24 protein-coding genes are annotated in these 23,201 nt (G+C 65.1%); 14 read left to right on the top strand and 10 right to left on the bottom strand.

What is annotated here, in order from left to right; genetic code table 11:
* Positions 1–54 precede the first annotated feature (54 nt).
* Together AC5RUO_RS12265 and AC5RUO_RS12260 are read right to left on the bottom strand one after the other, a co-directional pair.
* Positions 55–678, bottom strand: coding sequence for a TetR/AcrR family transcriptional regulator (locus AC5RUO_RS12265; protein ID WP_494103663.1), 624 nt, complete (start codon positions 676–678; stop codon positions 55–57).
* Positions 679–706: 28 nt separating this feature from the next.
* Entirely contained in the window at positions 707–1,420 is a 714-nt protein-coding gene (locus AC5RUO_RS12260) for an alpha/beta fold hydrolase (protein WP_494103662.1), read from the bottom strand.
* A 112-nt stretch (positions 1,421–1,532) separates the two neighbouring features.
* Between AC5RUO_RS12260 and AC5RUO_RS12255 the strand changes: the two genes are divergently transcribed.
* From AC5RUO_RS12255 to AC5RUO_RS12245, 3 genes are read left to right on the top strand one after another with little or no spacing between them, the layout of a single operon-like run.
* Complete coding sequence (locus AC5RUO_RS12255; protein WP_494103661.1) at positions 1,533–3,107, top strand: sodium-dependent transporter; 1,575 nt, start codon at positions 1,533–1,535, stop codon at positions 3,105–3,107.
* Positions 3,104–3,241, top strand: a complete 138-nt coding sequence (locus AC5RUO_RS12250) for a methionine/alanine import family NSS transporter small subunit (RefSeq protein ID WP_082978922.1) — start codon at positions 3,104–3,106, stop codon at positions 3,239–3,241. Before AC5RUO_RS12255 ends, AC5RUO_RS12250 begins: the two co-directional genes overlap by 4 nt.
* Positions 3,242–3,253: 12 nt before the next feature.
* Positions 3,254–3,481: a hypothetical protein gene (locus AC5RUO_RS12245; protein WP_494103660.1), complete on the top strand. Its 228-nt coding sequence runs from the start codon at positions 3,254–3,256 to the stop codon at positions 3,479–3,481.
* Between the two features lie 69 nt (positions 3,482–3,550).
* Here AC5RUO_RS12245 and rsgA read toward each other — a convergent pair whose 3' ends face one another.
* Both rsgA and AC5RUO_RS12235 read right to left on the bottom strand, forming a co-directional pair.
* On the bottom strand, positions 3,551–4,714 hold the full coding sequence (gene rsgA / locus AC5RUO_RS12240; RefSeq protein WP_494103786.1) for a ribosome small subunit-dependent GTPase A: 1,164 nt from the start codon (positions 4,712–4,714) through the stop codon (positions 3,551–3,553).
* A 244-nt stretch (positions 4,715–4,958) separates the two neighbouring features.
* Positions 4,959–5,195 (bottom strand): zinc-ribbon domain-containing protein, encoded by a 237-nt coding sequence (locus tag AC5RUO_RS12235; protein WP_494103659.1) that lies wholly within the window; start codon positions 5,193–5,195, stop codon positions 4,959–4,961.
* 149 nt (positions 5,196–5,344) lie between these two features.
* Here AC5RUO_RS12235 and AC5RUO_RS12230 point away from each other — a divergent pair, with 149 nt between their 5' ends.
* Positions 5,345–6,496, top strand: a complete 1,152-nt coding sequence (locus tag AC5RUO_RS12230) for a GGDEF domain-containing protein (RefSeq protein WP_494103658.1) — start codon at positions 5,345–5,347, stop codon at positions 6,494–6,496.
* A gap of 34 nt (positions 6,497–6,530) precedes the next feature.
* Here the strand turns inward: AC5RUO_RS12230 and AC5RUO_RS12225 are convergent, their stop codons facing one another.
* Positions 6,531–7,637: a LacI family DNA-binding transcriptional regulator gene (locus AC5RUO_RS12225; protein ID WP_494103657.1), complete on the bottom strand. Its 1,107-nt coding sequence runs from the start codon at positions 7,635–7,637 to the stop codon at positions 6,531–6,533.
* A 173-nt stretch (positions 7,638–7,810) separates the two neighbouring features.
* On the opposite strand from AC5RUO_RS12225, the gene AC5RUO_RS12220 reads away from it, so the two are divergent.
* The 5 genes from AC5RUO_RS12220 to AC5RUO_RS12200 all read left to right on the top strand — a co-directional run bounded on the left by AC5RUO_RS12220 (position 7,811) and on the right by AC5RUO_RS12200 (position 12,564).
* On the top strand, positions 7,811–8,668 hold the full coding sequence (locus AC5RUO_RS12220; protein WP_494011337.1) for an ABC transporter substrate-binding protein: 858 nt from the start codon (positions 7,811–7,813) through the stop codon (positions 8,666–8,668).
* A 79-nt stretch (positions 8,669–8,747) separates the two neighbouring features.
* Positions 8,748–9,536, top strand: coding sequence for an amino acid ABC transporter permease (locus tag AC5RUO_RS12215; RefSeq protein WP_494011336.1), 789 nt, complete (start codon positions 8,748–8,750; stop codon positions 9,534–9,536).
* On the top strand, positions 9,533–10,312 hold the full coding sequence (locus tag AC5RUO_RS12210) for an amino acid ABC transporter ATP-binding protein (protein WP_494103656.1): 780 nt from the start codon (positions 9,533–9,535) through the stop codon (positions 10,310–10,312). Before AC5RUO_RS12215 ends, AC5RUO_RS12210 begins: the two co-directional genes overlap by 4 nt.
* Complete coding sequence (locus tag AC5RUO_RS12205; RefSeq protein ID WP_494103655.1) at positions 10,312–11,355, top strand: Gfo/Idh/MocA family protein; 1,044 nt, start codon at positions 10,312–10,314, stop codon at positions 11,353–11,355. Before AC5RUO_RS12210 ends, AC5RUO_RS12205 begins: the two co-directional genes overlap by 1 nt.
* Positions 11,356–11,442: 87 nt before the next feature.
* Positions 11,443–12,564, top strand: a complete 1,122-nt coding sequence (locus tag AC5RUO_RS12200; protein ID WP_494103654.1) for an NAD(P)/FAD-dependent oxidoreductase — start codon at positions 11,443–11,445, stop codon at positions 12,562–12,564.
* A gap of 46 nt (positions 12,565–12,610) precedes the next feature.
* Here the strand turns inward: AC5RUO_RS12200 and AC5RUO_RS12195 are convergent, their stop codons facing one another.
* Complete coding sequence (locus AC5RUO_RS12195; RefSeq protein ID WP_494103653.1) at positions 12,611–14,137, bottom strand: SulP family inorganic anion transporter; 1,527 nt, start codon at positions 14,135–14,137, stop codon at positions 12,611–12,613.
* Positions 14,138–14,426: 289 nt separating this feature from the next.
* Here AC5RUO_RS12195 and mptB point away from each other — a divergent pair, with 289 nt between their 5' ends.
* On the top strand, positions 14,427–16,010 hold the full coding sequence (mptB, locus tag AC5RUO_RS12190) for a polyprenol phosphomannose-dependent alpha 1,6 mannosyltransferase MptB (RefSeq protein WP_494103652.1): 1,584 nt from the start codon (positions 14,427–14,429) through the stop codon (positions 16,008–16,010).
* A gap of 16 nt (positions 16,011–16,026) precedes the next feature.
* Here mptB and AC5RUO_RS12185 read toward each other — a convergent pair whose 3' ends face one another.
* The gene (locus AC5RUO_RS12185) at positions 16,027–17,286 is read right to left on the bottom strand and encodes a glycosyltransferase 87 family protein (protein ID WP_494103651.1); all 1,260 of its coding nucleotides are present in this window, start codon (positions 17,284–17,286) and stop codon (positions 16,027–16,029) included.
* Between the two features lie 28 nt (positions 17,287–17,314).
* Positions 17,315–18,601 carry a glycosyltransferase family 87 protein gene (locus AC5RUO_RS12180; protein ID WP_494011420.1) on the bottom strand — a complete coding sequence of 429 codons (1,287 nt, stop codon included), beginning with the start codon at positions 18,599–18,601 and terminating at the stop codon, positions 17,315–17,317.
* Between the two features lie 367 nt (positions 18,602–18,968).
* Between AC5RUO_RS12180 and AC5RUO_RS12175 the strand changes: the two genes are divergently transcribed.
* Positions 18,969–19,172, top strand: a complete 204-nt coding sequence (locus tag AC5RUO_RS12175; RefSeq protein WP_494103650.1) for a hypothetical protein — start codon at positions 18,969–18,971, stop codon at positions 19,170–19,172.
* Between the two features lie 49 nt (positions 19,173–19,221).
* Here the strand turns inward: AC5RUO_RS12175 and AC5RUO_RS12170 are convergent, their stop codons facing one another.
* A complete protein-coding gene (locus tag AC5RUO_RS12170) occupies positions 19,222–19,479 on the bottom strand; it encodes a DUF3072 domain-containing protein (RefSeq protein ID WP_494011328.1) in 258 nt (85 codons plus the stop codon).
* 263 nt (positions 19,480–19,742) lie between these two features.
* Positions 19,743–20,939, bottom strand: coding sequence for a PucR family transcriptional regulator (locus tag AC5RUO_RS12165; RefSeq protein ID WP_494103649.1), 1,197 nt, complete (start codon positions 20,937–20,939; stop codon positions 19,743–19,745).
* A gap of 115 nt (positions 20,940–21,054) precedes the next feature.
* Between AC5RUO_RS12165 and AC5RUO_RS12160 the strand changes: the two genes are divergently transcribed.
* From AC5RUO_RS12160 to AC5RUO_RS12150, 3 genes are read left to right on the top strand one after another with little or no spacing between them, the layout of a single operon-like run.
* Entirely contained in the window at positions 21,055–21,858 is an 804-nt protein-coding gene (locus AC5RUO_RS12160; RefSeq protein WP_494103648.1) for an amino acid ABC transporter ATP-binding protein, read from the top strand.
* Complete coding sequence (locus tag AC5RUO_RS12155) at positions 21,855–22,520, top strand: amino acid ABC transporter permease (protein ID WP_494103647.1); 666 nt, start codon at positions 21,855–21,857, stop codon at positions 22,518–22,520. The genes AC5RUO_RS12160 and AC5RUO_RS12155 overlap by 4 nt, the downstream gene beginning before the upstream one ends.
* Positions 22,517–23,188: an amino acid ABC transporter permease gene (locus AC5RUO_RS12150; RefSeq protein ID WP_494103646.1), complete on the top strand. Its 672-nt coding sequence runs from the start codon at positions 22,517–22,519 to the stop codon at positions 23,186–23,188. Before AC5RUO_RS12155 ends, AC5RUO_RS12150 begins: the two co-directional genes overlap by 4 nt.
* The last annotated feature ends 13 nt before the right edge of the window (positions 23,189–23,201 follow it).

Raw genomic sequence — 23,201 nt, 5'->3', positions numbered from 1 at the left:
TCATTTATTATGGAGATGCACCCCGCCCAGCACAAGTGTTTTAGTGAAAGCCTTTCAGAAACTTATCTTTGTGACCTGCCTGATCCCGGCCACGATGGTCTCCACTCCGAAAGCGAAGGCGGCATAGGAGCGCTCCGCAGGGGAACCCAGCCCGCTGATGGCAGCCGTCAGCGCGGGAAATTCTCCCGGCGGGGGAGACCAGACGACGTCGGGGGCAGTCAGTTCCAGTGCGGAGCCAAGGACCAGGTAGTCCACGGTGGTGATGGCCGGGACGATGACCGAAGGGTCCAGGCCCGCCCTGCCCAGGACGATCGCCATATCCTCATAGATCCGCATCACGCCCAGGTCCTGGACGGTCTGGGTTACCAGGAGCGGCACCAGGCGCGGGTGGTCCACCAGGCAGTCACGGTATTCGTAGGCCAGCGTCCGGAGTGCCTCGTCCCAGGGCAGGCTTGCAGGATCAAGGTGCCTCCGCCCGGCGAACTCCGAGAAGACGAGCCCGCGCATCAGCTCAATAATGTGCTCGCGGTTGTCGATGTGGTTGTAGAGGGAGGCCTGGCTGACGCCAAGTTCCCTGGCCACTTTCGGAAAACTGAAATCTCCGGTGGCATCAACCAGGGACAGGGCGGCGCGGATGATGGCATCCACGGACAGCAGCGGTGATCGCGGGCGCGGCATCGGAACTCCTAAGCACAGGGCGGTCCGTTCAATGTAGCTGGCCGTTCCGGTCCACGGCGGCAAGGATGGCTTCGGCCAGTTCCGCGGGCCTGGTGAACTGCGGCCAGTGGCCGGTGGGCAGGTCCACGTATTCCACGTCCCGCATCCGGGCAAGCTCGGCCACGAACGGATGGCCTGCCTCGATCCATTCGCGCAGCATGGCAGAGGGGAATTCGCAGGCGATGACTGTGGCGGGAACGTCGTAGCGCCGCTCGTCGTGCAGGTGCTGCGGCTCGTAAGCCACGCCCATGGGCTGTGGAATGGCCCGTGCACGGAACTTCCGGCGGAGGCCGTCATCGAGGTCCACCAGGTCCGCGTCTTCGAATCCTTCCCAGGGCGGAAGCGGAACGTCGTCGCCCTCGGCCGGCAGTTCATCGTTGATCACGCCGCCCTCCCCGAGGGGGCCGCTGTCCACATAGATGGCCCGTGCAATCCTGTGCGGGCGGGCATCAACCACCCCGTGGATGATGGCCCCGCCGCCTGAGTGGCCCACCAGAACCACCTTTCCCTCGATGGCGTCCACTTCCGACACCACGGCGTCGATGTGCTGGCGCAGGCCAATCCCGGCACGGTTGGCATCCACAGACTCCAAGCCGGGGAGGGTGAGGGGATGAGTGCGGTGTCCCGCAGCCTCGAGCGCCGGCGTCACCTCCTCCCAGGAGGAAGCGTCCAACCAGAAACCGGGAACCAGGATGATGTCCATGACGGAACCCTACTCTCCGGGGGCGACAAAAAGGCCGCCGGCCAGGCCTCCCCGGGTGCGCAAACAGCAGAGGGGGCTTTTGCAGGCGGAAGGGCAGCAGTAAAGTCCGGACATGACTGCTTCCTCCCCAGCGCAGCCCGCCAGTCCGGCCAAGCGCGAAACATTCTCGTCCCGCCGGCTCTTCATCCTCTCCGCCATCGGCTCGGCGGTGGGGCTGGGCAACATCTGGCGCTTTCCCTACATCGCCTACGACAACGGCGGCGGTGCGTTCCTCATCCCGTACCTGGTGGCCTTGCTCACGGCCGGCATCCCGCTGCTGTTCCTCGACTATGCCGTGGGCCATAAGTTCCGCGGCTCGGCGCCGTTGGCCTACCGGCGGCTGCACCGTGTCGCAGAGCCGCTCGGCTGGTGGCAGGTGCTGGTCTGCTTCGTGATTGCCGCCTACTACGCAGTGATCATCGCCTGGTCACTGATGTACACGGTTTTTTCCTTCACAGAGGCTTGGGGTGACGACGCCGAGGGCTTCTTTTTCGGGAACTTCCTTAGCGTCGCCGAGGCTCCCGGCCTGGGCTTCGAGTACGTGCCGTCCGTGTTCTTCCCGCTGCTTTTGACCTGGGCCGCCGTCATCTTCATCATGGTGGCCGGGATACGGAAGGGCATCTCCCGCGCCAACGCCGTCCTGCTGCCGCTGCTGATGGTGATGTTCCTGCTCCTGGTGGTCCAGTCGCTCTTCCTTCCGGGTGCGGCTGAAGGCCTAAACGCCTTCTTCACTCCTAATTGGGCGGCGCTCGCGGATCCTGGCGTCTGGGCGGCAGCCTACGGGCACATCTTCTTCTCCCTTTCCGTGGGGTACGGCATCATGGTCACCTATGCCTCCTACCTGAAGCGCCGGACGGACCTGACGGGCTCCGGCATGGTGGTGGCCTTCTCCAACTCGGGCTTCGAGATCCTGGCCGGAATAGGTGTCTTTGCCGCCCTGGGCTTCATGGCCCAAGCAGCGGGTACTGCGGTGGACGAAGTGGTGACGCAGGGCATCGGGCTGGCGTTTGTCGCGTTCCCCACCATCGTGTCCCAGGCCCCGTTCGGAGCTCTCATGGGCGTGCTGTTCTTCGGGTCACTGGTTTTCGCGGGCATCACGTCCCTGATCTCGGTTCTGGAAGTCATTGTGGCCGCGGTCCAGGACAAGCTCGGCTGGGGCCGGGTCCAGGCGTCGCTGGTGGTCAGCGGTCTGGTGGCGGCGGTCTCGCTGGGACTTTTCCCCACGGCCACCGGCCTCTACCTGCTGGACACCTCTGATGCATTCGTCAACAGCTTCGGCATCACGCTCGGGGCCCTGGTCACTGTCGTGGTGCTCGCGTGGTTCCTGCGCAAACTGCCTCTGCTGTCCGCCCACCTGAACAGGATCTCCACCGTCAAGATGCGGCGCACGTGGATGATCTTGGTGGCCGGCGTCGTCCCATTGGCGCTGATCTACATGGTGTCGAACGAGTTCATCAGCAAGATCACCGCCACCTATGAGGGTTACCCGGAATGGTTTGTGGGCATCTTTGGCTGGGGAATGGCCGGGGTCCTGGTGGTGCTGGCACTGGCACTGACATTCATCCCCTGGAGCCACCGGTCCAAGGCCCACCACGACCCCGAATACGACGCCGTGGTGGCCGAAGAGGAAAAGGAGAAGGCACTGTGACGCCGATAGCCATCACCATGATGATCATCGCCATCCTCACCGTCTGGGGCGGCCTGGCCCTGGCCCTGCTGAACCTGAAACGGCACCCGGAGGACGAGGGCGCGCTGCCTGAGGAGCACGCCCCGGAGCTCTGATGGAACAAGGTTATGGGGGAGTGCAGCACCGTTGAAGGGCGCTGCACTCCGCCTTCACCTGCCGGGAGGAGCCGGGAAGCCGACGGTTCAGTGGCAGCGGTGCTGCCTGCTGCGGTGGCCTTTGGCTGCTTCAGGATCGACGGCGTTTCCACGCTCTGGTTCAACACCGGCCAGGTCCAGTCAATTTTCTGGATGCCGAGGGTGGGGAAGTACGGAACGTTCCCGTTGGAACCGTCGTAGTAGTGGAAGGCCAGGTAGCTGATTTACAGCGTTGAACGCCCTGAGCGCGCTCCTCCCGGCCCCGGACCCTCACCGCCGCCGCTTCCGGTCCTTCCCGCCGGCGCGGTCCTGCCGTTCCGCCAGATCCCGCTCCGCCCAGCGCTGCGACTTCCCGGCTGACACCACCTTCTGGTGCCACTCCCGGTGGTACGCCCGCTGGGCGGCCACGCTGCTGCGCCGGGCCAGGGCGGCAAGCTCGCGCTGCAGCTTCAGGTAGCTGTGCCAGCGCCGCTCCGGAAGGGTGCCGTCCGCGAGGGCCTGCTGCACGGCGCAGCCTGGTTCGCCCTGGTGGGAGCAGTCCGAGAACCGGCATCCCGCAGCCAGTTCCTCCACGTCGCCGAACATCTCCTCCAGGCCGTCCTCGGCGTCGAACAGCCCGAAGCCGCGCACACCCGGCGTGTCCATCAGCACGGTCCCGTTGGCAAGTGGCACCAGTTCCCGGGACGTGGTGGTGTGCTTGCCCTTGAAGTCGCCGGAGCGCACCGGACCGGTGTGCTGGACCTCGCGGCCCACCAGCGCGTTGATCAGCGTTGACTTGCCTGCGCCGGACGGTCCCAGGAGCACGATGGTGCCGCCCGCAGGGATTTGCTGCAGCAGTTCGTCGATGCCGTCGCCTTTTTCTGCGGACGTGGTCACCACCTCCACCCCGGCGGCCTGGAGGATGACTTTCCCGACGACGTCGTCCGCCACGGCGGCGAGGTCGGCCTTGGTGATGATCACCAGGGGAGTGGCGCCGGAGTCCCACGCTGCCACAAGGGTCCGCTCCAGCCGGTTGTGGGTCAGGGGCCGGTCCACCGGCACCACCACACCCACCACGTCCATGTTCGCCGCCAGGACCTGTTCCGCGGACGAATCCTCGAAAGCGCGCTTGCGGCTGAGTTCGGACAGGCGCGGCAGGACGGCCAGAATCTGGCGTTCGCCGGCGCGGTTGGGGCCGGTCCACACCCAGTCGCCGGCGACGGGAACGCCGCCGGCCAGGGGGTAGGGAAGGTGCAGGAGGTCGTTGCCGACGGCGACCAGCAGCCGGTTGCGGTCCACCCGGACCACCCGCCCGCGGCCGGTGGCGCCGGGGCAGGGGTGTTCGTTGAAATGCCGCGCTACTGGCGCCGCATAGCCAAAGGCGGTGGGGCCTTCGAAAAGTAACTTGTTGCTGATTCCAGTACTGTCCAGGGCGTTGCCTGAAGAAGTGTTCAGTGTGGTTTCCTCGGGAAGATCTCCCGATGCACCAGGGTGCGTCAGGCGACGCTGATGCAGGCGGGGGAGTGGGGCTGGTTGATGGATGCGGGGCGCTCCGGGCGCGCAGCAGCTGCAGTCATCAAAACCACCTCCATTCCCTCCAGGGGTCCTCTCCGCTCTGCCGGGACGGCCGGGACGGCAGGGGCGACCGTGTCCCACTCTAGCCGCGGCCGGCGTCGGGGGCCAGAGCCAAACGGGAAGCTTAGCGCTGCAGTTCCAGGGCCCGCTTCTGCCGGCCGGAGATTGACGAGACGTAGCCGCAGTTTGAGCAGGTGATGTTGTATTTCCGGGACGTGGTGAACACCGGGATGAAGAACAGCGTGAACTTGGTGGTGCGCTCTTCCAGGTGGTGGTGGACGAAGGAGCGGCAGTACTGGCAGGTTGCGGGCTTGCCGGGGAGCGCCTTGAGTACCGTCTTGAAGCCGAAGAGGAGGAGCATGGCGGGGCCTTTCGTGGTCCTGTGCTTATCGGACCACCTTAGGCGGTTTCGCCGCGGTTGTTCATGGGTACGAGTGCTCATGCGCGTGCCGTTGCGGTGTAATACTGAGGGTCGGCACAGGCATTCGGCGTTGGGGGGACTTCGAAGACATGGTTCTGGACACCACCACGCTCAGGATCGCCTTCGGCCTGATGGCGCTGGTCCTGGTGGTGCTCTTCTACTTCTCCGCCTACCGCATCACGCGCTCGCCGTACAGCGGCTGGTGGTGCCTGGCGCTCGTGTTCTTCCTCGCCGGATCCGCGTGCTTCCTGCTGGACGGGACGGTCCACCAGGTGTGGGCCAACCCGCTGGGAAACGTGATGCTGGTACATGGCGGGGTAGCGGTGTGGGCAGGTGCCCGGTCGCTGCGGACTGTGCCGCCGCCCAAGTGGGCGTTCACGGGGATCCCGCTGGTGGTCCTGGTTGCCTCCGTGCTGGACAGCCCCGCCACGAATACCTGGTCCGGCGGTCCGGTGTTCCTCGCCGCGATGAGCGTCAGCATTGGGCTGGCATCCCGGGAGCTGTGGCGCCTGGAGCCCGGCTACTCGAGGGTCCGGATTCCCATGGCAGTGGCAGCCGGGGGCCTGGCCGCCTTCTACTTCCTCCGGTGGATCGCGTTCCTGGTCGAGGGGCAGAACGGGCCCACCTTCACCACGGTGTTCGGCTCGGCGGTGACCACTCTGGTGACCATGGTGCTGCTGGTAGTGGTGTCTTTCAGTATGGCCGCGCTGAGCAGTGAACAGCAGACCCGCGCCCTCCGCGTGGTGGCCTCCCGTGACGACCTGACCGGCCTGTTGAACCGCAAGGCCTTCATCGACCTTGCCGCCGAGCTGCTCTCCGACCGTGCCATCACCCGCGGCTCCGGCGCCCTGATCCTGGCGGACCTGGACCACTTCAAGGGTGTTAATGACACGTACGGCCACGCCGCCGGGGACAGGGCGCTGCAGCGGTTCGCCCAGTCCTGCACCGAGACGGTCCGGTCCACCGACCTGGTGGGCCGCTATGGCGGCGAAGAATTCGTGCTTTTGATCCCCGGTGCCAGCGCGGAGCGCGCCGAGCTGATCGCTAAGGAGATCAGCCGCCGGCTCGCCGCCGGACCTGCCGCGGACGGCATGGAGATGCCCACTGTCAGCTACGGAATTTCCATGTACGACGCCGATACCTCCGACGTGGAGAGCGTCATCGCCGCCGCCGACGCGGCTTTGTACGTGGCAAAGTCAGAGGGCCGGAACCGCACGGCCCGCAGCGACCGGCTCCTGTAGGGAGAGCCAAGCGGGACGCCGCCCCCGCCGAGGCCTAGTTCAGCCTGGCCGCGAGCTGCTCCTGCGGGGGTTGCCCCACAGTCGGGCAGGGTCCCACCGAACCGCGCCGGACAAGAGTTGCCGTGAATTGTGCCGGTGGGGCAGGTGCAAGGCCCTCCATCTGGCGGATCAGCGCCTTGGCTGCAGCCACACCCATGTTGTAGACCGGCTGGGCGATCACGGTCAGGGGTGGTGTGGTGAGCCGGGTCCAGGGGAAGTCGTCGTACATGAGGAATGAAACATCGGCCGGAATGGACAGCCCAAGTTCCTGGATCGCCTCCACCACGCTGAGGGCAATCAGGCCATCGGAAGCGACCACTGCAGTGGCCTGCTCCGGCCCGCGAAGGACTTCCCGGGTGATGCTGCGGATGGAGTCAGCGTCGCCGGCATTGAGCCGGACGAGGTCCTCCGGAAACGGAAGGCCAGCCGCCAGGAATGCCTTCCGCATTCCCTCCAGCCGGTCTGCGATCTGCGACGAATCCAGCGCCATTCCCGGGGTGTAGGGAGCCTCGGTCCGCAGCGTGGAAACGAAGGCAATCCTGCGGTGGCCGGCGTCGAGAAGATGCTGCGTGGCTTCCAGCGAAATCTTCACCATATCCACCGCTACCGTCTCCACGCCCAGGTCTCCGCCGGTCCGGTCAATGAAGACCAGGGGGCGGCCTGACTGGTGCACCTGCTGCAGGTGCCCGGTATCCACCGATGATGCGGGGGCAACGATCAGGCCGTCCACGCGCTTGTCCAGCAGGACCCGGACGGCGTCAACTTCAGTCCCCCGGTCTTCGTCAGTGTTGACCAGGATGACGTTGTAGCCAGCCTTCTTGGCGGTGTCGGTAATGCCCCGGGTAGCAAGTCCGAAGTGGGGGTTTTCGATATCGCCGACCACCACGCCGATGGTGTGGGATTTCCCTGTATTCATGCTGCGTGCAAGCTCGTTCGGACGGTAGGACAGTGCCTCGGCTGCGGCGAGGACACGTTCACGGACGTCATCGCTGACAGCACCGTAGTTGCCCAGCGCCCTCGCGGCCTGGGCCTTGGACACCTGGGCTGCCTTGGCGACGTCGGCAACGGTTACGTCCCGCCGCCTCGTTCCTTCACCGTTCATCTTCACCTTTCGACGGGCTGTTGACGGCCCCTGTGACTTAGGCTACATTTCTATCAATCGATGTGAGTCCGGTCTCAATCCTAGGTGGTGAGACCGGACTCAACAAGAAACATCGGCCACTTTCTTTGGCGGCCCTGACAGCACCGCCTCCCCATCAACGATTGGACAACGCTGTGAAAAAGCTGAACTTCCGTCCCGCCGGCATCGCCGCGGCTGCCTTGGCCGCAGTCCTGGCGCTCTCCGGCTGCGGCTCTACCACCGCCGCCTCCACCACGGAGGACAATCCCTACGGCCTGATCCAGCCCGGCACCATCCGCGTGGCGAGCCTGGGCGACTCGAAGCCCTACACATTTGCCGATGCCTCTGGCAACTTCACGGGATTCGACGTGGAACTCTTCAAGGACGTGGCCCACCGCGCCGGCGTAGACAATGTGGTCTTCACCGGGCAGGACTTCTCCGGGCTCCTGGCCGCCGTGGCCAACGGCCAGTTCGACGCCGGCGTGGCCGCAATCGGCATCACGGACAAGCGCAAGGAGACCGTGGACTTCTCGGATGGCTACCTTGCCGGCTACCTGACCGTCATCACCACGAAAACCTCCGGCATCACCGGCGCCGACGGCCTGGCAGGAAAGCGGCTCGGCGTGGTTCAAGGCACACTTCAGGAAGCCTATGCCGTGAAGAACTTCACGTCCGCCAGCCTGGTCCGCTTCCCGGACAACAACACCGCCATCGCAGCGGTCAACAGCGGCACCGTGGACGCACACTTCCTGGACTACGAGGCCGCGAAGGCCTACCAGGAACAGCACGGCCTGGTCAGCGCGGCTGACATTCCGTCCTTCGACGCCCCGGCCGGATTCGCCGTGGCCAAGGGCAAGACGGCCTTCAAGGAGGCCCTGAACAAGGGCCTCGCCGAAGCGATGGAAGACGGCACCTGGAAGGAGCTCTACCAGAAGTGGTTCCCGGGCTCCCCGATGCCAGAGCAGTACCTGCCCAAGGCCGAGCAGACCGCCGCAGCTGAGCCGGCCAAGTAGTCCCACGGACATCTGACCGGGCGGGCCGCCTCAAGCGGCCCGCCCGGAACCTCCAAACAATCTACGTCTGAGAGCAACCATGGACTGGTTCAACACCATCATCCGTACCTTCTTCGACTTCGGCGCAATGGCCGAGGTCCTGCCCCAACTCCTGGCGGTCGGCCTTCTCAACACGCTGATCATCTCCATCGCCGCAACCGTCCTTGGCACGGTGCTGGGAATGGTGGTCGCCGTCATGGGCATTTCACCGTCCAAGTGGCTGCGGGTTCCGGCCAGGATCTACACGGACCTTTTCCGCGGCCTGCCCGCCATCCTCACCATCCTGCTGATCGGCCAGGGCTTCGCACGCCTCAGCCAGTCGATTTTTGGTCCTTCGCCCTACCCCCTGGGGATCATCGCCCTTAGCCTGATCGCCAGCGCATACATCGGCGAGATCTTCCGTGCCGGCATTCTCAGCGTGGACAAGGGCCAGGGCGAGGCCTGCCGGGCCCTGGGCATGAGCTACGCCAAGTCCATGGCACTTGTTGTGGTGCCCCAGGGCATCCGCCGGGTGCTTCCGGCGTTGGTAAACCAGTTCATCGCAATCGTCAAGGATTCCTCCCTGGTCTACTTCCTGGGGCTGCTCGTCACCGAACGCGAACTCTTCCGCGTGGGACAGGACGCCGCCGTGCTGTCCGGGAACCTTTCCCCGCTGGTCGCTGCGGGCATCCTGTACCTGGTGATCACCGTTCCGCTGACGCACCTGGTGAACTACTTCGACAACAGGTTCCGCACCGGCCGCCGCCGTGCCGCACCGCCCACCAGCGGTTTGAACGAAGTCAAGGAACTCGATGCGGCCTCGCCGCTCATCACCGGGAGCAACACATGAACCTGCCAACCACCACCAGCAACAACGCCTCCCAGGACGTCCAGACGTTCCACGGCTCGAGCCTGGAGCTGCGCAACCTGACCATGGCCTACGGGGACATCGAGGTCCTGCGCAACGTCAGCCTCACGGTTGCCCCGGGCACCACCACCTGCATCATCGGCCCCTCGGGTTCGGGCAAGTCCACCCTGCTGCGCGGCGTCAACCGGCTGCACGAACCCAGGAGCGGCGACGTGCTGCTGGCCGGTGAAAGCGCCCTCACCGCCAATCCGGATACCCTTCGGACCCGCATCGGTATGGTGTTCCAGCACTTCAACCTTTTCCCGGACCACACCGCCCTGGAGAACGTGGCACTGGCGCTATGGAGCGTCAAGGGCATGCCCAAGGCCCAAGCGATGGAGCGCGCCCGCCGCGGACTCGCCGAAGTGGGACTTGCGGAGCGCGCCGACCATCGGCCCAGGGACCTGTCAGGCGGCCAGCAGCAGCGCGTTGCCATCGCCCGTGCGCTCGCCATGGAACCCGAGGTCATGCTCTTCGATGAAGCCACCAGTGCCCTGGACCCGGAACTGGTCAAGGGCGTCCTGAACCTCATGGCAGGGCTTGGCCGCCGCGGGATGACAATGCTGGTGGTCACCCACGAGATGGGCTTCGCCCGCAAGGTCGCGGACCAGGTGGTCTTCATGGACGAAGGCGAAGTGGTGGAGGCAGGAACACCCGCCCAACTCTTCGACAACCCCCGCAGCGAACGCCTGCAGCGGTTCCTCTCGGAGGTGCTCTGATGCGGACCGTTGGAGCGGCACCCATCCGTACTGCCGTCGTCGGCTTTGGAATTTCCGGCCGCGTGTTCCACGCGCCGCTGATCGCCGCGAATCCAGGCTTCGCACTCGACGTCATCGTCACCTCACACCCGGAACGGGTGGCCGAGGCGGCCAGGCTCTACCCGCAGGCCCGGATCCTGCCCACCCCGGAGGAGCTCTTCGCGGAGGCGGGAAACCTCGACCTGCTGATCCTTGGCACTCCGCCGGACACCCACTTCGGGCTGGCCGCCACGGCCATCGCCCATGGACTGCACGTAGTGGTGGACAAGCCGTTCGTGCCCGCGTCGCACCTTGGCGAGGAACTGATCAGCAGGGCAGCCGACGGCGGCGTGCAGCTTACTGTGTTCCAGAACAGGCGCTGGGACGCCGACTTCCTGACCCTCCGGAAGGTCCTGGCATCAGGAGCCCTCGGGGAAGTCAGCAGCTTCGAATCACGGTTCGAGTGGTGGCGTCCCGAAGGGTTCGGCAATTGGCGGGACACGGTCTCCCTCGCCGAAGGCGGCGGCATCCTGCACGACCTGGGGGCACATCTGATCGACCAGGCCATCCGGCTGTTCGGCCCGGTGGACAGGATCTACGGGGAGACGGCAAACCGTGGACCCCACCCGGATGCCGCAGACGCCGAAGCCTTCGTGTCGCTGCTGCACGCGTCGGGTGTCCGCTCGAGGCTGTGGATGAACGGCATGGCCGCCCAGGCCGGGCCGCGCTTCCACGTCCTCGGCTCCCGCTCCGGCTACACCAAGTGGGGACTGGACAGCCAGGAACCCGCCCTGGCTGCCGGCCTGCCGCCGTCGGACACCGCCTATGGGGTTGAACCCCAGGAGCGTTGGGGGCTCCTGGGAGTGGACGGCGAAGCAAAGCCCGTACAACCGGAGCGCGGCGCGTACCCGCAGTTCTATGTGCAGCTTTCCGCAGCCTTGCGGGGGGAGGGCCCACTGCCCGTGGACCCGGCCGAACCACTTGAGGTGCTGAGGGTGATCGAGGGCATCCACGCCCTGGCCTGATTCCACCGTCCGGTTCCTTCCACGACTTTTCCTCCCTCAACGCCTAACAGCGTTCCCATCATCATGTTTTTCACAGAAAGGGACACCATGTCCTCTGCAGCATCCGCCAAGCGCGTCGCCATCATCGGCGGCGGCATCCTGGGAGTCTCCACCGCCGTGCACCTGCTCCGCGAAGGCGCCTCCGTGATCCTGCTGACCGAACGCGGCCTGGCCAGCGAAGCCAGCGGGCGGTCGCTGTCGTGGCTCAACTCCGCAGGCGAGCGGTCCACCCCCTACCACCAGCTGCGGATTGCCGGCGTGGACCGGTACCGCACCCTGTTCGCATCCGATCCCAGCCGGGAATGGCTCCAGTTCGGCGGCGGCCTGATGTGGAACGCGGACGGACAGCAGGCTGACACCGAGGCCCGGCACGCCTACGAGAAGTCCATCGGCTACGACTCCAAGCTCCTTTCTCCCGGTGACATCGCGTCCGTTACCCCCGGCATCGACGCCGCCGCTGTACCGGACAACGCCATTTTCAACCCCGGCGAGGGCTGGGTCAGCCTGCCCGACCTCATCGACTTCCTCATGGAGGAATTCCACTCCCGCGGCGGTGAACTCGTCCTGAATGCGGGCAAGACTTCCGTGATGGTGGAGGAGGGACGCGCCACGGGCGTGGAAACGGCCGCCGGCGGGACCTACCAAGCCGACGCTGTCCTGGTTGCATGCGGCGCGGCGACGCCCGCCGTCGTCGCACCCCTTGGCATCCGGATCCCCAACGGGTCACCGGTGTCCATGCTGGTGCTGACCAAGCAGGTGCAGCACGACGTCGCCGCGGTGATGAACACCCCCCGCGCCGCGCTCCGGCCCAACCCCGGCGGCACCTTCGCGCTGGACCACGACTGGTACGAGGAGCGCATCACCGAGCACGGGGACGGCTCCTTCAGCATCCCGGATGAGGTGGTACAGGAACTGGCCGACGAGGCGTCGAAGCTGGTTGCCGGCAACCCGGAACTCAAGCCTGCATCCTGGAAGATTGGCTACAAGCCGATCCCCGGCGACGGCGAGCCGGTCCTTGGCGAACTGGGGCAGGTGCCCGGCTGCTTCGTCGCCTTCACCCACTCCGGCGCCACCCTGGGCCTCATTGCCGGTGAGCTCCTGGCCGGGGAGATCCTGACCGGCAGGAAGCACCCCATGCTCGCCACCTTCCGGCCCGGGCGGTTCTCCTAGTCCAGGACGGCCGGCGGGGGAGCCGCAGGGCCCTTTCCCAGGGTTCCTAGTTAAGCTTCCCCGCCAGCCGCTCCCGCATCGAGACGCTCGCAGCGTTCAGGCCGATCAGCTCCACCTCGCGGCCGTGGCGCCTGTACTTCTCGGTGACGGCGTCCAGGACGGCGATGGTGGAGGCGTCCCAAAGGTGCGAGGCGTGCAGGTCCACCACCACGCGGTGGATGTCCGGTGCCGCGTCCAGGGCGTACTCGAACTGCGTGTAGAGGTCATTGGAGGAGGCGAAGAAAAGCTCGCCGTCCACGGTGTAGGTGGCCACGTTCTGCCCGTTGACCTCAAGCACCGTGCGTTCCACGGTGACGAAGTGGGCCACGCGGCGGGCGAACATGGCCATTGCGGCCAGCACGCCCACGCCCACCCCGATGGCCAGGTTGTGGGTGGCCACCACCGCGGCCACGGTGATGAGCATGACGGCGGTTTCGGACTTGGGCATCCGCCGGAGGGTCCGCGGCGCGATGGAGTGCCATTCGAACGTGATGGCGGAAACGAAGATCATCACCGCCACCAGCGCGGCCATGGGGATGAGCCCGACGACGTCGCCCAGCACCACCACGAGCAGCAGCAGGAAGACGCCGGCCAGGAAGGTGGACACCCGGCTGCGCGCGCCCGACCCCTTCACGTTGATCATGGTCTGGCCGATCACGGCACAGCCGCCCATGCCCCCGAGGAATCCGGTGACGATGTTCGCCACGCCCTGGCCCCACGATTCGCGGGTCTTGTTGGACCGGGTGTCCGTGATGTCATCCACCAGCTTGGCGGTCATCAGGGACTCCAGCAGCCCCACCAGGGCCATGGACAGCGAGAACGGGGCCAGGATCTGGAAGGTCTCCCATGTCAGCGGGACGTTCGGCACGAAAAGTGACGGCAGGCTCTCCGGAAGCTGGCCCTTGTCCGAGACCGTGGGCACGTCCACGCCGGCCAGGACGGCAAACACGGTGAGCAGGACGATCGCCACCAGCGGCGAGGGCACCGCCGTCGTAATCCGTGGCAGGCCCACCACGATCACCAGGCCCACCGCAACCAGGGGGTAGACCATCCAGGGGACGTCAACCAGCTCCGGGAGCTGGGCCATGAACACCAGGATGGCCAGCGCATTGACGAAGCCGACCATGACGGACCGGGGAATGAAGCGCATCAGCCGGGTCACCCCCGCGGCGGCAAGCAGGATCTGGAACACTCCGGCCAGGATCACCCCGGCAATGAGGTAGTCCAGCCCATGGCTGCGCATCAGGGGTGCGATCACCAGCGCCACGGCCCCGGTGGCTGCGGAGATCATCGCCGGGCGTCCGCCGACGAACGCGATGGTCACGGCCATAGTGAAGGACGCGAACAGGCCGATCCTCGGGTCCACGCCGGCAATCACGGAAAAGGCGATGGCCTCCGGGATCAGGGCAAGGGCAACAACCAGGCCGGCAAGGGCCTCTGTCTTCAGCCGGCGCGGTGAGCGGAGCGTGGCCCGGACCGATTGCAGCTGCTGGGGTGGAGGCGCTGCAACCGGAGAAGCGGGAGATACGGCCATGGCGGGCTCCGTTCAGGTTGGGAAGGCGCGTGGGAGCCTTCAGGTGGTGGGAAAGGGGCGCCGCGGTGCGCTCGAAACTGGGGGCACGGGCGGCGCAAGCGTGCTGCCGGACCGAGCCCCTTCAACCTTACGCGGAACGCACAGCCCGCCCTGTTGCCAAACTGTGCCTTGCCGGCCGCCCGCAGCCCGGGGGCGGCCGGAAGGCCTGCTGATAAAATGGCCGGGTTGCAGGGCGGCCTTTCTGCTGGTCCAACCAGCGCCGTATCGAAGTAGGGGACCAGACACAATCATGACGGCAGGCGGGTCACATCTCGGGACTTCGGAGAGCCAGCCGGCAGCGCCGGTCAAGGCCTCCGCGCCGGCCGCCGGACGCGCCTACCTGGCAATCATTGAAGGGTTCGTCGGCGCTCTCATGATGTTCGTCGGTTCCATCGGAACCGGCTGGATCGCCAACGGCTCGCCCATGATCCGCCAGCCCGTGGTCATCGCGCTCCGCACCGAGGGCTGGGGCGTCACCGTCTCCACCGTCCTGCTGACCGTTGGCGCCATGGTGCTGATGCGGTCCTGGCTGCGGCTGGGGCAGCGTCTGGCCGAGTGGGGGAAGTCGTCCCTGCGGTCAGTGGTGATTGCCATTTCCGCCTGGTCCCTGCCCCTGCTGTTCTGCGTGCCCGTGTTTTCCCGCGACGTCTATGCCTACACCGGCCAGGGGCGGCTGGTGCAGGAGGGCCAGAACCCCTACGAAGTGGGCATCTCCACGCTCAGCAACTGGTTCGCCCTCGGCGCCGACCCCGCCTGGGCGGAAAACCGGACCCCCTATGGGCCGTACTTCCTGTGGCTCGCGCGCGGGGTGGTGGGACTGACCGGGGCGCAGCCGGACGTCTCCGTCCTCCTCTTCCGCCTGCTGGCCGGCGTCGGGGTCCTGCTCTGCGTCATCTACGTGCCCAAACTGGCGGAGCTGCACGGCGTCAACGGCGCACGGGCACTCTGGATCGCCGTGGCCAACCCGCTGTTCCTGATCAGCTTCATCGCCAGCGCCCACAACGATGCCCTGATGGTGGGCCTGGCCGTGGCCGGCGTCTACTTCGCGGCCACCCGCCGCTACATCCTGGGGATCCTCCTGGTCACCGCGTCGATCGGGATCAAGCCGATCACTGTCCTCCTGCTGCCGTTCCTTGGAGTGATGTGGGCGGGGCCGTCCGCCACCTGGCCGCGCAAGTTCCTGATGTGGGGCGCGACGGCGGGACTCAGCTTCGGCGTGCTGCTCCTGAGCGGCATCCCCTACAACCTGGGCATCGGCTGGACCTGGGCCATCATGGACCCCACCCCCGGCTACACGGGGTATTCGCCGTCCGGCTTCCTGGGCCAGCAGGTGGAAATGCTCTCCAACGCGCTGGGGCTCCCGGGCGGCACGCTCGCCACCTGGTTGCGGACCGGCATGAAATGGGCCGCCATCGCGCTTGTCCTGCTGCTGATGTTCCGCGGCGACTACTCCCGTGCGGTGCGCCGGATGGCCCTGGCATTCACCGCCGTCGTGATGCTCTCACCCATCATCCAGCCCTGGTACATCCTCTGGTTCCTGCCGTTCCTGGCCGTCACCGGGATCCGCGACGACTGGCAGATCCGGTCCCTGTACGTGGGCGTCACTTTCTTCGTGGTGTTCGGGGCGCAGGACCAGCTGTCCGTATGGTCCTTCGTGGAGCTTCCCATCGATGCGTCCACCCTGGCGTTCTTTACCGCGCTCGCCTTTACGTTCTACCTGCTGTTCCTGGACGTGCACACCCGCAAGCTGCTGATCCAGGGCAAGCCCTGGGACCTCGCCCGGCGCGGCTGGCAGTGGCTGCTTGCTTGGCGGGGACGCGCGGTCAGCCGCTGACCCCTGGGCCTGAGCCCTAGGCGTTCGCGGCGGGAACCGGCACGGCCTTCTTACGGCCAAGCTCCGCCGTCCGCTGCACCGACCACCAGAGCAGCACCACCAGCAGGACGTTGCGGGCCGTAAGGATGGCCGCCATGACCGGGTGGGCGTGGATCAGCGGGGTGTAGAACAGCGGGTAGATCACGAAGGTGGTCATGGCGATGCCCATCAGCAGCGCTGCCGGAACTTTCCAGCGTTCCCAGTCGTGTGTCAGCCCGGCAATGACCACCGGGGCCAGCCAGATGATGAACTGCGGCGAACCCACCTTGTTGAACACGATGAATGCGGTGACCATCATGAGGGAGCCTTCGAGGAACAGTTCCTCGCGTTCGGCCCCTCGTTTCATGGCGCGGACCAGCAGGATGGCCGCTCCAATGGCGGCGAGGATGAGCAGCGGCTGCATCAGGAACGCGGCGGTGGCGGCGCCCGGACCGTAGACCTCAGTGGAATTGATGGCGGTGTTGTCCGCCATCTTGGAGCCGGCAATATTGAAGACGCTCAGCCACACCCACGGTGTGGAGAAGGTGGCTTCGAGCTGCATGCCGCGCTCGCCCTGGTTCAGGAGGAAGTCCAGAATGTGCGGCAGGCCGCCGGACAGCCACGTGCCCAGGGTGACGACGGCGGTCACGGCAACGCCGGTCAGGACCACCTGGATCCGCTTGTGGCTGGCGATCACGATCGGCGCCAGCACAGCCGCCGGCCAGACCTTGATCCAGGTGGCGATGCTGAGCAGGACGCCGGCCACCACCGGCCGCTCGGCTGCATAAAGCAGTGCGATCAGCACGATGGGTGCGGTGATGCCCTCCACCCGGGCGAAGCTGAGGTAGCCCATGAAGACGGTGAAGAACAGCCACCACCAGGCCGGGGCAGTGCCGGTCACCTTCCGCGGGCCGCGGGTCAGGTAGAGGAGCCCGACGGCGTTGAGGGCAGTGATGATCAGGAACCAGGCCAGCAGGTAGAGGTCCGGCCCGGCGATGTTCGCCAGGAAAATGGGGATCTGCGCCAGCACCGGGTAGACCCACGGGCTGATCTTCCCGTCCAGGTCCGCGGGGTTGTACCCGGTCAGGGCCCACTGCCGGTACTGCTCGGTGTCGCTGAACGTGTCGCCGTGCAGGAAGAAGGACGCCATCCAGCCCAAAAAGTAGAGATGGACGACGGCGAAGCCCCACCACACGCTGGACGGGCGGGCGAACCAGTCCACCACCCGGGCGGGGAGGACTTTGCTGCGGACCGTCACCAGGCGGTCAAAGAACCTCGCGGAAATCTCAGGACTCCTTGAGCGCAGGGGCGGCGGCCGGAGCCTTCTTGCCCAGCAGGTACAGGCGCCGGACGCTCCACAGGAACAGGACTACCAGGAGGACGTTGCGGATGGTGAGTACCAGGGCCATCCAGGGGTTGTTGTGGCTGAGTGCGTCGTAGAACAGCGGGTAGATGAAGTAGGTGGCGACGGCGATGACGATCAGCATGGCAGCCGGGACGCGCCAGTCGCGCCAGCTGTGGGCCAGGCCGACGGCGACGGCGGGGGCGAGCCAGACCATGAACTGCGGCGAGCCCACTTTGTTGAAGACGACGAACGCGGTGGCGAGGGTGAGGGCGCCGGCGAGGAGCAGCTCGGTGCGGTCCACGCCGCCGCTGATCTTTCCGTTGTGCTGCTTTCCATTGTGGAGGGCCCAGAAGGTCATGCCGGCCACGAGCAGTGCAGCCAGGATCAGGAGCGGCTGCATGAGGACGGACATGACGGCGGTGCCCGGCCCGTCCACCTGCATGGAGTTGATGGCGGTGTTCATGTACATCCGGGAATCGCCGACGTTCAGGACAGACAGCCAGAGCCAGGGCGTGGTGAAGGTGGCTTCGAGCTGCATGCCGCGGTCGCCCTGCTGGGTGAGGAAGTTCAGCAGCTTGGGGACGCTGCCTACTGCCGCTGCCAGCGCGACGACGCCCGCCGTCGTCGCAATTCCTGCCAGGACCACCAGGATCCGGTTCTTAACGACGGCGAAGAGGGCCAGCATGACGGCCGCCGGCCAGACTTTCACCCACGTGCCAATGGCCAGGAGGACGGAGGCGATGAACGGCTGGTTGACACCGTAGGCCAGTGCCACCAGGACCAGCGGGGCGGTGAGGCCGTCCACGCGGGCGAACCCCAGCCAGCCCATGAGGAAGGTAAACACCAGCCACCACCAGCCGGCAGGGATCGCTTCCGTGTGGCGGCCGCGTCCGGTGAGCTTCAGGAGCGCCCAGCCGTTGAGGAGGGTGGTCATCAGGACCCAGAGGAAGAAGAACGGTCCCGGCCCGGCGATGCCTGCGATGGCCATGGGGATGAGCGCCAGGATGGGGTAGACCCAGGGGCTGGGGCCGCCGGTGAGGTTGGCGTCGTCGAACCCGGCCATCGCCCAGTCGCGGTAGATGAAGGTGTCACTGAACGCCTCGCCGCGCAGCGAGAGTGACGCGGAGAAGATGAGGAAGACAAGGTGGACCACGATGAATCCGCCCAGCAGTCCGCGTCCCGTGTTCAGCCGGGCCCGGACGGGTGCGGGAAGGATGACATTGCGGATCCTGGTGAGATTGCCGAAGAGAACGTCGGTGGAAATGGCGGGATCCTTGTCAGTTGTGGCACACGTGTGGTGTTGCGCTGGTGCTTGGTTCTGCCGCGTGGCGGTGTCTGTGGCATCGGAGCCGGCTGAGAGTCAGCGTCCGCCCCGGATTCAACTTTAGTTGACCGCCCATTGGACGCCGTAATCACCCTGCGACGGAAAACGCTATCCGCTCTGACCTGCGGTTATTTTTCTCCAGTTGTTGGCGTTCCGATGATCCGGCATCATGATCGGACGGCACCCAGGTGCCTTTCGTCGTCTGCAGCCTTTGGGGAGCGCAGGCGGTTTGCCCTGCCCCTCTCCCCGCGATCTACCTAAGGCTCTACCCATGAACTTCCCCCTGACCCTCACCGTGGCCGACCGCCAAAGCATGGACAGCGAACTGGACGCTGCCGTCTCCGCCGCAAAGGCTCGTGCCCTTGCCGACCGGCGGCACGGCATTTTGGTCACGCGGCATGCTGCCGACAAGTTCACGATTTCCCTGAGCGAGTCCGTGCCCTTCGGCCTCACGAGGGAACAGCAGGCCTGGTAGGCCCTTTCCTGGAGGCCGGCGTCTTCCGCCGGCGCTCCACGTGCCGCCGCTAGCTCGCGGCGCCATCCCCGTCACCCGACACCCGGCCGCTGCGCTGCTGCAGCCGGTCGATGTGCTTTGACGCTTCCGCCTTGCTGAGGTCCGCAGGAAGTTCTTCCCCTGCCTCCCGCGCCAGTGTGTCCAAATAGCTCCGTTGCGCCGCGGTCATGGGTTCGTCCCCTGTCACCCAGTCTTCCGGGTCCCGGTTGAGGCCTGCATCCGGCTCAGGTGTGGAGCTGCCGATGGTGTCTTTGCCGTTGTTGTCCATGGCTAGCAGTTTAGGTGCGGGGTGGGACATTTTGGGAAGCATGCTTGCCTTTTGATCCGGCCGCGCCCCTGGGCTGCAGCGTGATTCGTCTGTCAGATATAGATCTAAGACCTGCCTACGACGGCGTCCGGAAATGCCGCAGGGACCCCATTCCGACCCTCTGTACGTAGTTGCCTGACGTCAGCTTTGGGTGTAGTCCAGCTTGTTAGGATCCGCTTAACTTCACCCTGTCAAAGGTCCTTCCAAATAGTGCGGTCATGTGATTAGTGCTGGCCGCCTAAGCCGGCGAGATCCGATAGGACGAGAGCGAGGTAGAGGGAGGTCCGACGCCAGCCGTCTTCGAGGGCATCGCCTATGTGGCCCCGGCACCGGTCGAGACGGTAATAGAGGGTGGTTCTGTGGATGTTCAGTTCAGCGCAGGTTCTTTGGGTGTCTCCGGCCCAACGCATGTACATGAGTAGAGTCTCGGAGTTTACCGTGCGGCCTTCAGCGAGCAGAGCTGCGGCATCTGCACTGATCTCCTCTATGGATCGTTGGGTCCATGGGATGTGGCGAAACAGGACAAGGGCGCCCAGGCTGTCATAGTTCGTCCGATGTGGGGCTTCGGGGACCCTTCCGGCGATGCGTGCGGCGTATGCCGCCTCCAGATACACGTCCCGGAGGCCGTCTTTCCAGTCCAGAGTTTGGGAACTGCCGACCGCCCGGACCCTGATGTGATTGGGGCCGTGCTTGAGAGCGGCTTCAATACGATCGACTAAGGCGCGGTGCTTGGTGTCGCTGGATACGAGGACTATCGCGCCATCGACGATGCCTAGAAGTGTCGGTTGATCGAGGGCTCTTAGTGCGGGGGCAACCATCTGCGCGAGATCGGTTCGTTCCCCTGCCGTTTCTGCAGGGAGGGTTTCCTCCGGTTCAAAAACTGATACAACCAACCGCTTGAACGGCTCAATGGCGTGTTCGCTGACCAGTTCGGCTACTGCATATCCTGCCGTCACCGTGTCTGGGTGAATGAGTCGTTGGAGGTGTCGGCTCTGTGCGACGAGAACGTCAATTCCTGGTGCTGTGGTAGCCAGTAGCGCATTCCGGATGTCTTCCGCCGCAGCCCGGGCATACGAATACTCCGTGGTGGTCAGTCCCGATTCCGAATCCAGGACGATCCATAGGAAGGCGATGTTTCGTCCGTTGGCCTCAATCGGGATGCACATCCGGGGCCGCAGGCCGGGCAAAAGCCCGCCTTCGAGCACGAAGGGATCCGCCCTCGTGAGCATTCCTTTTTCGTGGAGCATACGGACGACCGGCGTTGGTGTTCTCCGGCGCAGGATGCTCTCCACGCGGTACTGGTCGACGTTTGGGTCCTGTGCTGATGCGGCTAGCAGGTTCAGGTCAAAGTCATTGACTGCAACGGGTTTTCCGAGTTGGTCGGCGAGTTCGGCTACGACGGTCTGGAGGTCGAGGGGCATGGGACAAGTTTCCTACAAATGTCGGAAATAGTCTCAACAGCCCACTCATGCGTGTGGCTCACATCACTCCTAGACTCTAAGTAGGCGACCGCCAAATCGGAGAGGTAAGTCAAAGGTGACTTTGAAGATGCAATTTGAAAAGCTCGCAGGGCACGTGGGAACTACGGCGATCCAGGTGCAACAGTTGAAGAAGAGCTACGGCTCGCTCGAGGTGTTGCACGGCATCGATCTCGAGATCAACAAGGGCCAGGTTGTGACCCTTATCGGTCCCAGCGGTTCCGGGAAGAGCACTCTCATCCGGTGCCTGAACCTTCTCGAAGTGCCGAACTCCGGGACCATGAAGATTCTGGGACAGCCGCTTTTTGAAAACGGCAAAGTCGGGCTAAAGAAGTCGGATCTGCAGAGGTACCGGACGAAGGTCGGAATGGTATTTCAGTCCTTTAACCTCTTTCCCAATCTTTCGGCCTTGCAGAACGTTTCGCTGTCCCAGATCCACTCCCTGGACCGCACCCGGGCCGAAGCTGACGAGCGTTCTGCCCAGCTTCTGACCTCCGTCGGTCTCGGTTCGCGCATGCACCACATGCCGCTGCAACTCTCCGGGGGGCAGCAGCAGCGCGTGGCGATTGCCCGCGCGCTGGCCATGGACCCGGAGATCATGCTCTTCGACGAACCGACCAGCGCCATAGACCCGGAACTCCGCGTTGAGGTGCTGCAGGTGATGAAAGAGCTGGCGGGCGCCGGTATGACGATGGCGATCGTCACCCATGAGCTGAAGTTCGCGCAGAAGATCTCTGACAAGGTGCTCTTTCTCGCCGACGGCAGCATCGTTGAGGAAGGCACCCCGGAGCAGCTCTTTGGCTCACCAGCCCATGAGCGCACCAGGCAGTTCCTCGCGGCGGTGGAAGAGACCGAGCTATGACGTGGGTATCGGACCTTCTGGCGGTCGTCCCTGCCACGGTCCTGATTTGGGCCTCCTCCATCGCTATGGGAGCGCTTCTCGGTGTCGCGGTTGCTGCGGGAAGGAGCAGCCGAAACTCTGCACTGCGGATCATCGCAACCGTCTACATCGAAGTGGTCCGTGGTATTCCCACCCTGGTGTGGTTGTTCATCGTCTTCTTCGGACTTAACACCTTCGGATTCAGCCCAACGGCAGTCTTCAGCGCAATCCTGACGCTGGGCGTCGTCTCGTCCGCGTATACAGCCGAAATTTACCGTTCGGGGTTGAATTCGGTTCCTGCTACCCAGCGCGAGGCCACCGTGGCGCTCGGTTTGCCGCAGCACATCGCCCTGTCCAAGGTCGTAGTCCCGCAGGCCAAACCGATCATCTTCGCCGGGCTGGGTTCCTTCGGCATCCACCTGCTGAAAGAAACAGCCCTAGCTTCCCTGATCGGAGTCGTGGAAATCATGAACGTCGCTAACTACCTGGTCGAACGAGGAGCCAACGGGCTCAGCGTCTTCCTCATTGCAGGCCTCATTTACATCATCCTGTGCCTGCCCATTGGCGGCCTCGCCGCCCTCCTCGCACGACCGGCCCGCGTGAAGGCGACCACGGCAGACCAGAAGATGGCGGTATCGCGATGACATACTTCCTGGACCTGATTCCGGGTCTCGCCACTACCTTTGGGCTTTGGCTGATGATTCTGGCCATCGGGCTTCCGGCCGGCCTGATCTTCGGTTATCTCCTGGGCGCAGGGAAAGGCGTCGTCCGCGCCGTTGCGCTCTTCGTTGTCAACGTCGCCCGCGGTTTTCCTGGCCTGGTGACCCTTTACTTTGTCTACACCGGCCTACCGGAGCTGGGAATCTTCCTCTCCAACTTCGCCGCAGTGGTCGCCGCGTTTTCCTTCACCACCATGGGATACACGGCCGACATCTTCCGCTCAGCCATACAAAGCGTTCCCCGGGCACAGTCGGAAGCAGCCACCGCTCTCGGTCTCAGCTTCTGGAAAATCCAGGGACTGGTCATCCTTCCGCAGGCACTGAAAACAGTCATTCCTGCGCTGCTGGGCTTCACCGTCCTCGTCCTCCAGGCCACCTCTTTGGGCTACTCGGTAGGTGTCAAAGAGCTGACAGGCCTGTCCTACAACATGGGATCCATCACCTTCGATTCTCTGTCCTACATGCTCGCCGCCGGCACCATCTACCTGGTCCTCTGCCTGGGAATCTCCCAGCTGGCCGCCAGGACCAGCAGCCGCCGACCGAGTTTCCGCCGCCGCCTCCCGGCGGCAGTATCAGCCACCCTTTCCAAATAACACAACGGAGTGA

This window comes from Arthrobacter sp. Y3221087, assembly GCF_059089905.1.
This window is presented reverse-complemented; position numbering and strand designations above follow the sequence as displayed.

Excerpts from the sequence above, each read along its gene's own strand:
- AC5RUO_RS12265 (WP_494103663.1), bottom strand. The coding sequence starts at position 678 with ATGCCGCGCCCGCGATCACCGCTGCTGTCCGTGGATGCCATCATCCGC.
- AC5RUO_RS12260 (WP_494103662.1), bottom strand. The coding sequence starts at position 1,420 with ATGGACATCATCCTGGTTCCCGGTTTCTGGTTGGACGCTTCCTCCTGG.
- AC5RUO_RS12255 (WP_494103661.1), top strand. The coding sequence starts at position 1,533 with ATGACTGCTTCCTCCCCAGCGCAGCCCGCCAGTCCGGCCAAGCGCGAA.
- AC5RUO_RS12245 (WP_494103660.1), top strand. The coding sequence starts at position 3,254 with ATGGGGGAGTGCAGCACCGTTGAAGGGCGCTGCACTCCGCCTTCACCT.
- AC5RUO_RS12235 (WP_494103659.1), bottom strand. The coding sequence starts at position 5,195 with ATGCTCCTCCTCTTCGGCTTCAAGACGGTACTCAAGGCGCTCCCCGGC.
- AC5RUO_RS12230 (WP_494103658.1), top strand. The coding sequence starts at position 5,345 with ATGGTTCTGGACACCACCACGCTCAGGATCGCCTTCGGCCTGATGGCG.
- AC5RUO_RS12225 (WP_494103657.1), bottom strand. The coding sequence starts at position 7,637 with ATGAACGGTGAAGGAACGAGGCGGCGGGACGTAACCGTTGCCGACGTC.
- AC5RUO_RS12215 (WP_494011336.1), top strand. The coding sequence starts at position 8,748 with ATGGACTGGTTCAACACCATCATCCGTACCTTCTTCGACTTCGGCGCA.
- AC5RUO_RS12210 (WP_494103656.1), top strand. The coding sequence starts at position 9,533 with ATGAACCTGCCAACCACCACCAGCAACAACGCCTCCCAGGACGTCCAG.
- AC5RUO_RS12205 (WP_494103655.1), top strand. The coding sequence starts at position 10,312 with ATGCGGACCGTTGGAGCGGCACCCATCCGTACTGCCGTCGTCGGCTTT.
- AC5RUO_RS12200 (WP_494103654.1), top strand. The coding sequence starts at position 11,443 with ATGTCCTCTGCAGCATCCGCCAAGCGCGTCGCCATCATCGGCGGCGGC.
- AC5RUO_RS12195 (WP_494103653.1), bottom strand. The coding sequence starts at position 14,137 with ATGGCCGTATCTCCCGCTTCTCCGGTTGCAGCGCCTCCACCCCAGCAG.
- mptB (WP_494103652.1), top strand. The coding sequence starts at position 14,427 with ATGACGGCAGGCGGGTCACATCTCGGGACTTCGGAGAGCCAGCCGGCA.
- AC5RUO_RS12175 (WP_494103650.1), top strand. The coding sequence starts at position 18,969 with ATGAACTTCCCCCTGACCCTCACCGTGGCCGACCGCCAAAGCATGGAC.
- AC5RUO_RS12170 (WP_494011328.1), bottom strand. The coding sequence starts at position 19,479 with ATGGACAACAACGGCAAAGACACCATCGGCAGCTCCACACCTGAGCCG.
- AC5RUO_RS12165 (WP_494103649.1), bottom strand. The coding sequence starts at position 20,939 with ATGCCCCTCGACCTCCAGACCGTCGTAGCCGAACTCGCCGACCAACTC.
- AC5RUO_RS12155 (WP_494103647.1), top strand. The coding sequence starts at position 21,855 with ATGACGTGGGTATCGGACCTTCTGGCGGTCGTCCCTGCCACGGTCCTG.
- AC5RUO_RS12150 (WP_494103646.1), top strand. The coding sequence starts at position 22,517 with ATGACATACTTCCTGGACCTGATTCCGGGTCTCGCCACTACCTTTGGG.